Origin of the sequence: Panacibacter microcysteis (assembly GCF_015831355.1) — a bacterium.
GTDB lineage: Bacteria > Bacteroidota > Bacteroidia > Chitinophagales > Chitinophagaceae > Panacibacter > Panacibacter microcysteis.
Genome location: NZ_JADWYR010000004.1, coordinates 13,067 through 24,982 on the forward strand (window position 1 = coordinate 13,067; position 11,916 = coordinate 24,982).

General features: G+C 50.9%; 12 protein-coding genes. 9 read left to right on the forward strand and 3 right to left on the reverse strand.

Going from position 1 to position 11,916, the window contains the following annotated elements; genetic code table 11:
* The first annotated feature begins 76 nt into the window (after nucleotides 1-76).
* The 5 genes from I5907_RS21150 to I5907_RS21170 all read left to right on the forward strand — a co-directional run bounded on the left by I5907_RS21150 (nucleotide 77) and on the right by I5907_RS21170 (nucleotide 5,755).
* Nucleotides 77-2,707 (forward strand): GH116 family glycosyl hydrolase, encoded by a 2,631-nt coding sequence (locus I5907_RS21150; RefSeq protein ID WP_196992856.1) that lies wholly within the window; start codon nucleotides 77-79, stop codon nucleotides 2,705-2,707.
* Nucleotides 2,704-3,045 (forward strand): peptidylprolyl isomerase, encoded by a 342-nt coding sequence (locus I5907_RS21155; RefSeq protein WP_196992857.1) that lies wholly within the window; start codon nucleotides 2,704-2,706, stop codon nucleotides 3,043-3,045. Before I5907_RS21150 ends, I5907_RS21155 begins: the two co-directional genes overlap by 4 nt.
* Nucleotides 3,046-3,058: 13 nt before the next feature.
* Entirely contained in the window at nucleotides 3,059-4,135 is a 1,077-nt protein-coding gene (locus tag I5907_RS21160) for a GTP-binding protein (protein ID WP_196992858.1), read from the forward strand.
* The gene (locus I5907_RS21165) at nucleotides 4,132-4,809 is read left to right on the forward strand and encodes an MIP/aquaporin family protein (protein WP_196992859.1); all 678 of its coding nucleotides are present in this window, start codon (nucleotides 4,132-4,134) and stop codon (nucleotides 4,807-4,809) included. The genes I5907_RS21160 and I5907_RS21165 overlap by 4 nt, the downstream gene beginning before the upstream one ends.
* A 157-nt stretch (nucleotides 4,810-4,966) precedes the next feature.
* Nucleotides 4,967-5,755 (forward strand): L-fucose dehydrogenase, encoded by a 789-nt coding sequence (locus I5907_RS21170; protein WP_196992860.1) that lies wholly within the window; start codon nucleotides 4,967-4,969, stop codon nucleotides 5,753-5,755.
* 666 nt (nucleotides 5,756-6,421) lie between these two features.
* On the opposite strand, the gene I5907_RS21175 is transcribed toward I5907_RS21170, so the two are convergent.
* From I5907_RS21175 to I5907_RS21185, 3 genes are all read right to left on the reverse strand, one after another.
* Nucleotides 6,422-6,658, reverse strand: coding sequence for a hypothetical protein (locus I5907_RS21175; RefSeq protein WP_196992861.1), 237 nt, complete (start codon nucleotides 6,656-6,658; stop codon nucleotides 6,422-6,424).
* A gap of 184 nt (nucleotides 6,659-6,842) precedes the next feature.
* A complete protein-coding gene (locus tag I5907_RS21180; RefSeq protein ID WP_196992862.1) occupies nucleotides 6,843-7,373 on the reverse strand; it encodes a hypothetical protein in 531 nt (176 codons plus the stop codon).
* A 27-nt stretch (nucleotides 7,374-7,400) separates the two neighbouring features.
* The gene (locus I5907_RS21185) at nucleotides 7,401-8,168 is read right to left on the reverse strand and encodes an RteC domain-containing protein (RefSeq protein WP_196992863.1); all 768 of its coding nucleotides are present in this window, start codon (nucleotides 8,166-8,168) and stop codon (nucleotides 7,401-7,403) included.
* Nucleotides 8,169-8,646: 478 nt separating this feature from the next.
* Between I5907_RS21185 and I5907_RS21190 the strand changes: the two genes are divergently transcribed.
* The 4 genes from I5907_RS21190 to I5907_RS21205 all read left to right on the forward strand — a co-directional run bounded on the left by I5907_RS21190 (nucleotide 8,647) and on the right by I5907_RS21205 (nucleotide 11,862).
* Complete coding sequence (locus I5907_RS21190) at nucleotides 8,647-9,528, forward strand: DUF5694 domain-containing protein (protein WP_196992864.1); 882 nt, start codon at nucleotides 8,647-8,649, stop codon at nucleotides 9,526-9,528.
* A gap of 452 nt (nucleotides 9,529-9,980) precedes the next feature.
* Nucleotides 9,981-10,166, forward strand: coding sequence for a PAS domain S-box protein (locus I5907_RS21870; RefSeq protein WP_196992865.1), 186 nt, complete (start codon nucleotides 9,981-9,983; stop codon nucleotides 10,164-10,166).
* Nucleotides 10,167-10,188: 22 nt separating this feature from the next.
* Nucleotides 10,189-10,473 carry a hypothetical protein gene (locus I5907_RS21875; RefSeq protein ID WP_283016305.1) on the forward strand — a complete coding sequence of 95 codons (285 nt, stop codon included), beginning with the start codon at nucleotides 10,189-10,191 and terminating at the stop codon, nucleotides 10,471-10,473.
* A 69-nt stretch (nucleotides 10,474-10,542) separates the two neighbouring features.
* Entirely contained in the window at nucleotides 10,543-11,862 is a 1,320-nt protein-coding gene (locus I5907_RS21205) for a metal-dependent hydrolase family protein (RefSeq protein ID WP_196992867.1), read from the forward strand.
* Nucleotides 11,863-11,916: the final 54 nt, after the last annotated feature.

Genomic DNA, 11,916 nt, shown 5'->3' on the forward strand with positions numbered 1-11,916 from the left:
GTGAACACGTATGCAGGATACCAATTTGCTGCACCGTTGAACTGGTTCAAATTGACCAAACATTAAAATATATGATATGGATAAAGCACAAAAACGCAGATCTTTTTTAAAATCAGTCGTATTGAGTGGTTCGGGTGTTGCCGTAGCGCCAATCATACAGGCTGGTAAGCCAGCAGAAACTTTCGTTACTGAAAGCAACGGGCAGCAAAAAGTACCATTACCTGACAGAAAATATAACGGTCCGTACACGGGGGAATACCTGAGTCGGGTTGCTTTTCCGATCGGAGGGATAGGAGCCGGCATGTTCTGCCTGGAGGGTACGGGTGCCATTTCGCACATGAGCGTACGCAACAGGCCTGAAATATTCCATGAACCATCCCTGTTTGCGGCCCTTGCCGTCAAGGGTGTAAAAAACGGCGTGAAAGTATTGGAGGGCCAGGTAGCTGACTGGAAAATGTTTGGGCAGAAAGGAACGGGTAATGGTGCTGCCGGGTCGACCTTTGGTTTGCCACGCTTTAAGCAGGCGGAGTTTATGACCCGTTTTCCGTTTTCAACCATCCGGCTGGCAGATCCAGATATCCCTCTACAGGTATCCATAAAAGGCTGGAGCCCCTTTATTCCCACGGATGAAGATAACAGCAGTCTTCCCGTTGGCGGGCTAGAATACACGTTTGTCAATAAAACCACACAGCCTGTCGACGCAGTCTTTTCATTTAACACCAAAAATTTTCTGGCGGATACGGCCGGGGCAGTCAACAGGATTGCCGGAACAAAAAATGGTTTTGTATTACAGCAGGAGGGGTTGAAAGAAAAACCCGAAACCGAAGGGCATTTTGCTGTTTTTACCAATGATGACCAGACGGTCGTTGATCATTGCTGGTTTCGTGGAGGCTGGTGGGATCCTCTAACGATGGCGTGGAATACCGTAAGGGATATGAAAATAAGAGCTACCGAACCCGTTGAAAAAGACGCGCCCGGTGCCTCGCTGTTTGTTCCATTTACCCTGCGTGCGGGGGGATCAAAAACAATCCGGCTGATGACCGGCTGGTACATCCCGGAAAGCAATATACATATTGGTGATGTCGTAACTGACGAGAAAAAAGATTGTACAACAGCAGAAGGCTGTTGTGCTGCTCCACAAGATCTGGGGGTTCAGAACGGACAGCAAAGCGCATCGCCCAATTATAAACCGTGGTACAGCAGCCGCTTTGCAAACGTGGAAGAAGTAGCCGGCTACTGGAGAAAAAATTATGATGACCTGCATGCGAAAAGCAAATTGTTTGCGGATACCTTTTACCGTTCCACCCTGCCCGCAGAAGTCATGGAAGCAGTAGCCGCTAACCTCACTATCTTAAAATCACCGACTTCCCTGCGCCAGTATGATGGCAGGTTCTGGGCCTGGGAGGGCTGCGGTGATGATGGGGGATGCTGTCATGGTTCCTGTACGCATGTCTGGAACTACGCGCAGGCGTTGCCGCATCTTTTCCCTGCACTGGAAAGAACATTACGCAATACGGAGTTTTGTGAGAACCAGGATAAGGCGGGACATCAGGCCTTCAGGGCCAATATGCCGATCAGCCCTTTGAAGCATGATTTTCATGCCGCTTCTGACGGCCAGTTGGGTGGTATTATGAAAGTGTACCGGGAGTGGCGCATCAGCGGGGACAATGCATGGTTAGAGCGTATCTATCCTGTCGTGGCAAAAAGTATGGATTATTGCATATCCACCTGGGATCCGAAAGGTAAGGGGGTGGTAGAGGAACCGCATCACAACACGTATGACATCGAATTCTGGGGTCCGGACGGTATGATCACCTCGTTTTACCTGGGTGCATTGACGGCTATGTTGTTGATGGGCAGGCACCTGAACAAAGATGTAGGCAAATATGAAGCACTTTACAGGAAAGGGAAAGTGCAATTGGAGACAAACCTCTATGACGGGGAATACTTTTACCAGGATATCGAATATAAAAACCTGGAGGCCGAAAACCCGGCAAAGGCCAAATCATTCGGCGGAGAGTACTCTGCTGAAGCAGTGGACATATTGAAGCAAGAAGGACCAAAATACCAGTATGGAAAAGGTTGTTTAAGTGACGGTATTCTCGGCGCGTGGATCGGCAGTATGTGTGCATTGCCTCCTTTCGTGGACGATCAAAAAGTACGGAGTCACCTGCTGGCAGTACACCGGTATAACCTGAAAACATCATTGCTGGAGCATGCCAATCCCCAGAGACCGGCTTATGCACTGGGGAATGAAGGGGGATTGTTATTGTGCACCTGGCCAAAGGGTGGCAAACTTTCCCTGCCTTTTGTATACAGTGATGAGGTCTGGACCGGGATAGAATACCAGGTAGCCGCCCACCTGATGGAAATGGGACAGGTGCAGGAAGGCCTGGATATTGTAAGGTTATGCCGTAATCGTTACGATGGCAGGGTACGCAACCCCTTTAACGAGTATGAATGTGGTCACTGGTATGCGCGGGCCATGAGTAGTTATGGTATGTTGCAGGCCTTAACAGGTGTCCGTTATGATGCGGTGGACAGAACCCTGCACATCCGTTCGCGCGTGGGTGACTTCACTTCCTTCCTTTCAACCGCCACCGGGTTTGGTACCGTAACATTAAAAGCCGGCAAACCTTCGCTCAGCGTCGTTTACGGCAGGATCGAAGCGGACACTATCCTGGTCAATGGCAAAAAAGTGTCATGATGCATTGTATTACCAGCGATATGATTGTATCCATACGATACAGGATGTACAACAGCAGGGGCGAGCTTGTCGAGGATACGATGTGCGCTACACCAGTGCAGTACCTTCATGGCTCCGCCGGCATTGCCAATACGCTGCAGTGCCAGCTCGAAGGCCTAACCGTGGGAAACCATCAACAGGTCTGGCTCTGTAGTGATATGGACCAGGGAGATGACGATTACCGGTTCGAGGTGATCATTGACGATATCCGCCCGGCAACCCCCGCTGAAATCATACTGGGTTACCCGGTACACATATCTGCGGATAACTGCGGGGGCGATTGTTTCTGTTATCAATAAAAAACATACAGTAATGAAAATACACCTCCTGAGCGGATTTTTAGGCAGCGGTAAAACTACCGCTGTCTCCACCGCATGTGAGATCCTTCAACAGGCAAATGTATCCGTGGCTGTAATTACGAACGATCAGGGTTCGGTCCTGGTAGATTCCCGGGTGTTCCGTCATAAAGGTATTCCGGACAGGCAGGTGGTCAATGGTTGCTTCTGCTGCAATTATACGCAACTGGAAGACCGTATTGGCGAACTAATGGACGCACACCGACCCACAGTGATTTTTGCCGAATCGGTTGGTTCCTGTACCGACATCGTCGCAACGGTCATGAAACCGCTGCTGCTTTCCGGGCAGGCAATCGAGGTAAGTTTTTCCAGCTTTGCCGATATCCGCCTGCTGCACCTGCTGTATATACGGCAGGAGCCTGTGTTTAGCCCGGAAGTACGGTATATTTTTCAAAAGCAACTCGAGGAAGCCTCCACCATCGTACTTACCCGGGCGGATCTTGCTGATACACGCGATACCGCAGCGGTGCAGGCTTTTTTACAAACCAGTTATCCGGGCAAAAAAATACTGCTCATCAATGGTTACGATCCTGCCAGCATCAGGATTTGGCTGGATAACGTCGGAACAGGAACATCCTCCATACAGGGTCCTGCCCTGGATATCGACTATGCGGTCTACGGTGCCGGCGAGTCCAGGCTTGCATGGCTGGATGAAGTGCTGCAGATTGAAAACGGAAACGGCCGGGCGCCGGAAGAAGCTGCATGGCTGGCTGCGGAAATATACCGGAATCTGACCACGCTCGGACTGCCTGTCGGCCACCTTAAAATGTCCATCGACGGGGTTGTCAAAATCAGTTATACGGCAAACGGAGGCGGATGGGCCGGGGGGGCATTACCCCCTGGCAAGACAGCAGCAGTTGTTATCAATGCCAGGGTTGAGACAGATCCCGGTACGCTTCAAAATATCGTCGGTAATGCTGTTGCGGCTTTGCGGCACACCCGTAACACTGGTGTCCGACAAATCAGTTCAGCCGCTTTTGTACCCGGCTTTCCAAAACCACAGCACCGTATCACTACGAATATTGATGCATGAACAACAGACAATTTTTAGCTGAAATGACGGGGACTTTTGCTATTGTGTTCTGCGGGACCGGTGCGGTGATTGTCAATACTGCTACTGCCGGTATGCTTTCCCATGCCGGGGTGGCGATGACCTGGGGGCTGATAGTCATGACCATGATTTATACATTCGGAGAGCGTTCAGGCGCACATTTTAATCCTGCGGTAAGTATCGCCTTGGTTGCTGCACAAAAACTGCCGGCCCGCTCTCTGTGTTGGTATATCCTGAGCCAGTGTGCCGGCGCTCTGATGGCGAGCGCGCTACTGCGAATTTTATTTCCGGGAGATGTATCACTGGGTACGACTGCGCCGGCGGGAACAGCACAGCAATCATTCCTGCTGGAAGTGTGCCTTTCCTTTCTCCTCATGCTGGTCATCCTTCATCTTTCCACCGCAAGCAAAGAGACAGGATTGTTCAGCGGGGTAATTGTTGGAGGAGTGGTCGGCCTGGAAGCCATGTTTGCAGGTCCTGTCTGCGGGGCATCGATGAATCCGGCGCGATCACTCGCACCGGCGCTCATTTCGGGTCAGACCGTTTATTTATGGTTGTATGTCCTGGCTCCCGTCACCGGTATGTTGCTGGCGGTACCTGTGCATCGCCATGTGAGCAATTCCTGTGTAAGGTCTGCGGCGGGAAGTGCCCGCTAGGTTGTTTGCCGCGGTCAGCATGCCCTGCCCTGAAGCAAATGCTCACAAACTGACTATCAACCTTTTGCCGCTTATCCAATCCATCAACCCCCGGATTTTTTATCAGATGACGCTTCCTTAATAATCTGTATTATTGTGCACTAAACTATTGTAAACGATGGACTTAAAGCTACAAGACAAGGTGATCATTGTCACAGGTGGTGCCCGTGGAATCGGGGAGGGAATCGTGCGCAGACTAGCCGATGAAGGCGCCATTCCTGCTATTGTAGACCTGAACGGGCAATCCGCACAAGCGCTAAGTGAAGCATTGCGGGAAAGTGGTAAACAATGTGTTTTTGCAGTTGCAGACCTTACGGATCCTGACCAGTGCAAACGCGCGGTGGAATCCGTCTACTCGATGTGTCATTCCATTGACGGGCTGGTTAACAATGCCGGACTGAATGATGGGGTCGGCCTGCAGGACGGTAGTTATGAGCAGTTTGTCAGGTCACTAACATTGAATGGCGTGCATTATTATACGATGACTGACCTTGTGCTTCCCTATCTGACGACAGGTAAAGGTGCAATCGTTAATATCTGCTCCAAGGTTGCCCTGACAGGCCAGGGTGGAACATCCGGCTATGCAGCGGCAAACGGTATGCGGCTTGAACTGCAGACTGCGCATGCAGCGGAAATGCGTGCACGTGGTCTTCGTTGTAATGCGGTGGTGGTTGCAGAATGTGCGACACCGCAGTATGAATGGTGGCTGAGCCAGCAGCCGGATCCCGAAGCGCAGTTACAACGGATCAATGAAAAAATACCATTGGACAACAGGCGGACAACACCGGACGAGATCGCTGCTACAACGGTGTTTCTGCTTTCTGAAAAATCCCGCTCCATAAACGCGGAATATTTTCATGTGGACGGTGGTTATGTGCATCTCGACAGACGCGTCGCGGCGCGGTAAGCATTTATTATCTTTTTATATGCCTGTGAACAGTTGCGTCGCTGCATAAGAACTTCCTTTGGTACATACGTGCTGCGTCATTGTTGAATGATGCTGTAGGATACAAAGCAGCAAACAGCTGCGTTCCTGATTCTGGCACTTTCTCGCCAGCCGGCATTTTTTGCGGATGATCCGCCTGCAACTGAAAAAGCCTGCAGGACTTTTTTGTCAATGCGCAGGCCTGGCCCGCCTGAACTTTCCAGATCAGCAAGAGGATATGGGGATCAGTCAGCAGGTAAAAAACGCGCACTTTGGCCAGGGCCGCTGCCGGCAGTACCCCGGCGCATTGACTTTTCGCCGGGCAACCTGCTGTTGTTACCATTGATTCCCTTCTCCCTGACGTGCTCCCGGGACCAGCTGATCCTGGTTGTCATTATCCGGGGATTGTATCAGAAAAAGTCGGGGTCGTGATCTGTGGCATCAGGAAAGTGATCCGGCAATACGTAACGGGATGGATGATGGAAACCGGCTGTTTGCTGTAACGAATTGTATCGGGTTGCTGATCCTGAAAATTCCTTAAGCGATATTAGGTGAAAGGGATGGAGGATGGATAAAAGATAAAAAACAGCTACAGGCCGTTGCTGCGGAAAAGCAGGATCAGCCCGTATCATCAGGAAGGGCTTCCCCTTACACGGATACACCGAGCAATCTGCAAAGTCTGTCTCGGAAAGTACTGTCTTTAAAACCGAGTACTTTCACTGTATCATCCGGATTGATGATTACGGCTCCGTCCCGGTGCCTGACAATTTCCCCGGACAAGGGAGAGAGTCTTTTAGCCATTTGGGTGATTTTGTTGATGCCTTCCACACTATCTGCCCCAAGGTATGAAGCGCCGTTATAAAAAATGTAGTCGTAAATGGACATAAGCAATGGTTCAATTGTTGAGATGGTTCTGCCAGTGCTAAAAGGTAGGAATTTTTTTGCTTTTGATCCGGTTTTCCAAATTTTTAATGATTCCCGGGCATGCTGTCGTATTTCAGGTGTTTGTCCCGGCACGACCGGTTTGAAATGCACCGGGTACAGGCAAGTATTGATTTCCAGCGAACATTCAGCGCTGTTCCCGACGCTTGATATGCCAGTGCCGGTCAGCATATATCAGGGACAGGGTATGTTGTTGCAGCAGCCCTTCTTTGAAGTTGAACACGCTACCAAATGGTGTAACACGAATACTTGTGGTGTAGGTAACCGTTGCCCCGTTGCCAGGTTTTGGCGTGTTTACCTCCAGAATAGTCTCCAATAACTTTTCACCCGCCTTTACATATTGAATATGGCGCCGCCGCTCCGTTTCGGGGGTGGTCAGCAGGTAAGGCGCGGCTTTGGCCGTAAAGCTGAGCCAGGCAGCCGTATCCCCTAATGGCTTCTTTTTTCTGATGACCACATAACCTGCCCTGTCAAGCCCGGCAGCTTTGATCTGTGCGATGGTCTTTGGGTCCCCCAGGTAGACCGGTAGCCCGATTACCTGCGGGTATTGCTGCTCCAGGATAGCGTTTGCTTCGGAAGAAGAAAGTGTTGCTTTCCCGCAGCTTGTCCAGAGGACCGGAAAGCAGCAGAGACAAAGGGCATACGTGAACTGTTTCATGTGTATTTTTTATGTGTACATCAATGCTTATCCGTTATAATTCAGGTCTGTTTCATCCATGTAGCGGATGAGCCTGGTTTTGAGATCATCCAGGAAACTGGTGCGGTTCTTTTTGCGGATCCGCAGCTCCTGGAAACTCCGGTAATAGTTGCCCAGGTCAACAGTGAAGGCGTCGCAGAAGAAATCTGCCAGGTCTTTGATGGTCGCCTTTCCGCCATTCAACATACCGGACTGTTGCAGGGCATAGAGCAGTTCCACGAGTGCAGCCTTACTGCCCGTCCATTGCAGCACTGGCGTATGACCAGTTGCAGTAACGTTATAACCTTGCCTGCGTTGCAGGTATGATTCGATCCAGGCACTCACTTTTTCTTTGGCATAAAACGCGGCAAGTACGGTACTGCAGCGGGCGGTCGGCCAGTCCGCGTATAGGCAGGCCCCCCAGTCTGCCAGTTCACCGGGTACCGTGCATCGGGTGAACAATTTATCATCCAGCAGTTCTTGACCGGACTGCAGATAAGTGCGCAGGAAACCGTGCCGGTTAAAAAAGGCCGCAATGTCCGCCAGCGCCTGCTGGTAGTACGCGTATATCTGTTCGCTGCCTACAGGGGGTGCTGCGGCCAGCAGTGCGGAGACATCGCGGTGAAACATCCAGTCGCTTTCCGGTCCCGGCCGCATCTCTTTAAAGAAGCGGATCTCTTCCGCACTGTCCGCAAAGCCCTTGTCCTGAGCATATTGCATCAGGCGTTCAAACATTTCCAGGCAGGCTGCTGCCATCCGGCGGTGCTGCTGCAGCATATCCGTTGTGGCGGTAAGTATAGCAGACAGGGTAGTTTCCAGTTCCGCTTTTAAAGTGGCGCAATAAGACGGGTAAATCTGTGTCTTTCATAGCTATTTCATTTAGTGGCATCAGTTAAATCATTTGCAGGATGAAGGTATGATTACAGGAAAACTCAACAACTTGATAATTATCAAGAAAAGAGGCATGAGTGAAGAGGTTATGCATGCATTTGCGTTTATCTGCTTGCGTCATCATATGGTGATGCTGATCAAATGCAGATCCTTCGGAGTAAGCACATGTTATGTGGTTCAAACTGCAGCACCAGTTCTGGTCAGTTTAACCTGGCAGAGCAGCAACTGATGCGTGTCTTTTTCATCAACAGGCGGTTAATCCGCCGGCGCTGCCGGATTGCTTTTACAGTCGTTGGTATATATTTGCAGCCGACCGATATCCGGCAAGCACTGTGCCCGGATAATTGATGAATCATGATACAATATGAACATACGACAGCTCATTCCCGCGATACTATTTCCACTCTGTTATGCGGTTTCGCTGCAGGGTCAGCCTGCCAGCATTATGATTGTTGGTTCGGATCACCTGGCCCAGCTGTATGACAGCAGTCATCCCAACACTGATGTGTTCAACCGGCAACGGCAGGCAGAAATCAGGACATTTGTCGCTGCAGCCACACAATTCAGACCTGACGCGGTGATGGTCGAGGTATTACCCGCACGGCAGGCTGAGCTCGACAGTCTATACCGGTTGTATGCGCAGGATAAGCTGAGTTTCGAAAGCCTGAAAGATGGCAGAAGCGAGGTATACCAGCTGGCATTCCGGATTGGCCGGCAGTCAGGACTGCCCGTCATCTTTTGCGTGAATGCCCCCGGAGGTACCTCGCAAAGTATCCTGGACAACGGAGACCGCATACAGTTGTTTAAAGACGAGGAGCAGTCGGTCAGACGGCTCGTCATGGAAAAGATGCATGCATTGCGGGCAGACAGTTTGTCGCTGCATGATTACCTCCTGTTCCTGAACCAGCCGGCTACATATAACAGGGTTTACCGGTTGCGTTACATGACACCGGCAAGGGTGACGAACGGGACATTTAAAAACCCGGATGCCATGGTCGACACCGCTTTTATCGACAAAAAATATATCGGTGCAGAGCTGGCTGCGATTTATAAAACAAGGGATTATAAAATATATTCCAACATCGTTACCACACAGCTGCAGACCGGTGCCAAAAAGATACTCCTCATCATCGGTGCAGCCCATGTTGGTTCACTCAAAAGCATGTTCCGGGATGACCCCGCATTCGAGCTGGCAGATACAGAAAAAATCCTGCGCAGCTTCCGCAAGTCTCCCGGCCGGCCCTGATGAGCTATCTCTGTAGTCTGAGCCGTATCCCGTCCACTGCAGGATGCTGACCAATTGAATTGATCGTCCCGGTCCGGATGGCGCTTTCCAGCCATCCTGCTGTATGATATAGTGTTCATAATTCACGCCGGTGGGTACGGTATTGCCCTGCAGGTGCACCCCGGAATCAGCGGGATGTTTAAAAAGCGCGGGCTGCTGACCACAGTACTGGCGACTTGTAATTCCACTCCAAACCACCCGGGGTGTTACCACAAAAATGACGGCCGGGCAACGGTGTCCCCCGCAAAATTCTAAGCTATTAAAAGTCAAATGCATACGCGACCTTTTTTGGGTAATCGGCGCAAATTCCGCGCGTAAATGGTAGGGACTTTAGGTGTGATAAATCATTTTATGCCGCAGCGATAACGGCAGATGTTACAATCTGCCAGAGGTACAATGCCAAAAACTTTTCTATGAGTTTCGAAACACAGCAGGTTCACCAGGCTACGTTAGCAGCGATCATTGAAAGCTCGGACAACACTTTTATCAGTGCGGATCTGAAAAGCCTGTTAACAAGCTGGAACAGGGCTGCCGAACGTATGTCCGGTTACACAGCAAGAAATGACTGGGTCAGGACATTATTCCATTATTCCCCCTGAACGGTTGCGTGAACAAGATGAAATGATGGCAAGAGTACGCCGGGGCGGGCATACCCAACATTTCCAGACCGAATGTCGTACCAAATATGGCAAACGGCTACCTGCCATTGTCTCGATTTCAATGGTGAAGAACACGCTTGGCCAGGTAGTGGGGGTTTCCAAAATCGCACGTGCTATGTCCCGCGGGCAGCAAAATGAGGAACGTCTCCGCCATATCTTCGGACTCTCCGGCAACATCAATGCAAAAAAGGATGTCAATGCTATTTCCTCCAAAACCATCATCCGGCTAAACAGAATATGGCCGTAACAGGTCAACAGCGTAACTTTTAACAAGTTTTCTGACATGTTCCCCATGCTGACCAAAAAAGCAAACTGCATGAAAAAACTTTGCCTGCTTTTGTTGCTGCCCGCTACGCTGTGTGCCAGCGCCCAACAAAAAATTCTCATCACCAATGTCGTGATTTTTAACGGAAAAGATCAACAGCTTTTTCCTGGCCATGTGCTGGTCAGCGGCGACACCATCAGCCAGGTGTCCAAAGCGCCTATTTCTGTCACAGGAAAAACAGACGTAAAAGTCGTCGATGGAAAGGGAAAATTCCTGATGCCCGGACTGATCGATGCACACACCCATGTAATGATGGAGTCAATGAGCATGATGGAACTCCTGGCGAGCGACATTGGGTTCATCACCGTGACGGCTGTAAAGTCAGCAGAGCTGGACCTGATGCAGGGGTTTACTACTTTCAGGGATCTTGCCGGGCCTGCTTTTGGTTTGCAAAAAGCGATTGACCGGGGTCTGGTCCCCGGCCCGAGAATATACCCCAGCGGTGCCATGATCTCGCAGACATCGGGGCACGGGGATTTTTTGCTGCCCAACAGCGTACCGCGCGATTATGCTGCGATGCTTGATTTTACCGAGCGTTTCAACTTTGGCATGATCGCCGACGGGGCAGAGCAGGTGTTGAAGCGGGTGCGGGAACAGTTGCGGCTTGGCGCGACACAGGTAAAGCTGGCCGCCGGTGGCGGGGTGTCCTCTAATTTTGACCCGCTGGATGTGACACAGTTTACGGAGGAGGAAATGCGCGCCGCGGTAGAGGCTGCCGAAAACTGGGGTACCTATGTGACAGTACATGCCTACACGCCACGTGCGATTCAAATGGCCCTGCGTGCGGGTGTACGTTGTATCGACCATGCACAGCTGATGGATGAGGCCACCGCCAAAATGCTGGCAGAAAAAAAGGCCTGGCTGAGCCTGCAGCCATTCGTGGAAGACGGGTCCAGCAGTTTTGCGGAAGGCTCACCCAACCGTATCAAACAGTTGCAGATGAGGGCGGGAACCGACAGCGCCTACCTGCTCGCAAAAAAGTTTAGGATCCCCACCGCTTTTGGAACGGATTGCCTGTTTGACCGGGCAGCCGCAGCACGCCGCGCCGTGAATTTAACCAGGCTTACACGCTGGTACACTCCCTATGAAATTCTGCAGATGGCCACTTCCGGTAATGCCGGGCTGCTGGCCATGTCCGGACCCAGAAATCCCTATCCCAAACCACTGGGCGTTATTGAACAAGGTGCTTATGCAGACATCCTCCTGGTCGACGGTAACCCGCTTGAACAAATTGACATACTGGAGCAGTATGACAAAAAATTGCTGCTGATCATGAAAGACGGCGTGATCTATAAAAATCTTTTGCAGTAATAGTTTCCTGTATACAGCAGGAGCATCGAGTGGTTCATTGTCTCCCTCATAAGA

Coding starts and splice junctions, on each gene's coding strand:
- I5907_RS21155 (WP_196992857.1), top strand. CDS start 2,704: ATGATGCATTGTATTACCAGCGATATGATTGTATCCATACGATACAGG.
- I5907_RS21205 (WP_196992867.1), top strand. CDS start 10,543: ATGAAAAAACTTTGCCTGCTTTTGTTGCTGCCCGCTACGCTGTGTGCC.
- I5907_RS21180 (WP_196992862.1), bottom strand. CDS start 7,373: ATGAAACAGTTCACGTATGCCCTTTGTCTCTGCTGCTTTCCGGTCCTC.
- I5907_RS21870 (WP_196992865.1), top strand. CDS start 9,981: ATGAGTTTCGAAACACAGCAGGTTCACCAGGCTACGTTAGCAGCGATC.
- I5907_RS21160 (WP_196992858.1), top strand. CDS start 3,059: ATGAAAATACACCTCCTGAGCGGATTTTTAGGCAGCGGTAAAACTACC.
- I5907_RS21875 (WP_283016305.1), top strand. CDS start 10,189: ATGATGGCAAGAGTACGCCGGGGCGGGCATACCCAACATTTCCAGACC.
- I5907_RS21175 (WP_196992861.1), bottom strand. CDS start 6,658: ATGTCCATTTACGACTACATTTTTTATAACGGCGCTTCATACCTTGGG.
- I5907_RS21185 (WP_196992863.1), bottom strand. CDS start 8,168: ATGCTGCAGCAGCACCGCCGGATGGCAGCAGCCTGCCTGGAAATGTTT.
- I5907_RS21165 (WP_196992859.1), top strand. CDS start 4,132: ATGAACAACAGACAATTTTTAGCTGAAATGACGGGGACTTTTGCTATT.
- I5907_RS21170 (WP_196992860.1), top strand. CDS start 4,967: ATGGACTTAAAGCTACAAGACAAGGTGATCATTGTCACAGGTGGTGCC.
- I5907_RS21150 (WP_196992856.1), top strand. CDS start 77: ATGGATAAAGCACAAAAACGCAGATCTTTTTTAAAATCAGTCGTATTG.
- I5907_RS21190 (WP_196992864.1), top strand. CDS start 8,647: ATGAACATACGACAGCTCATTCCCGCGATACTATTTCCACTCTGTTAT.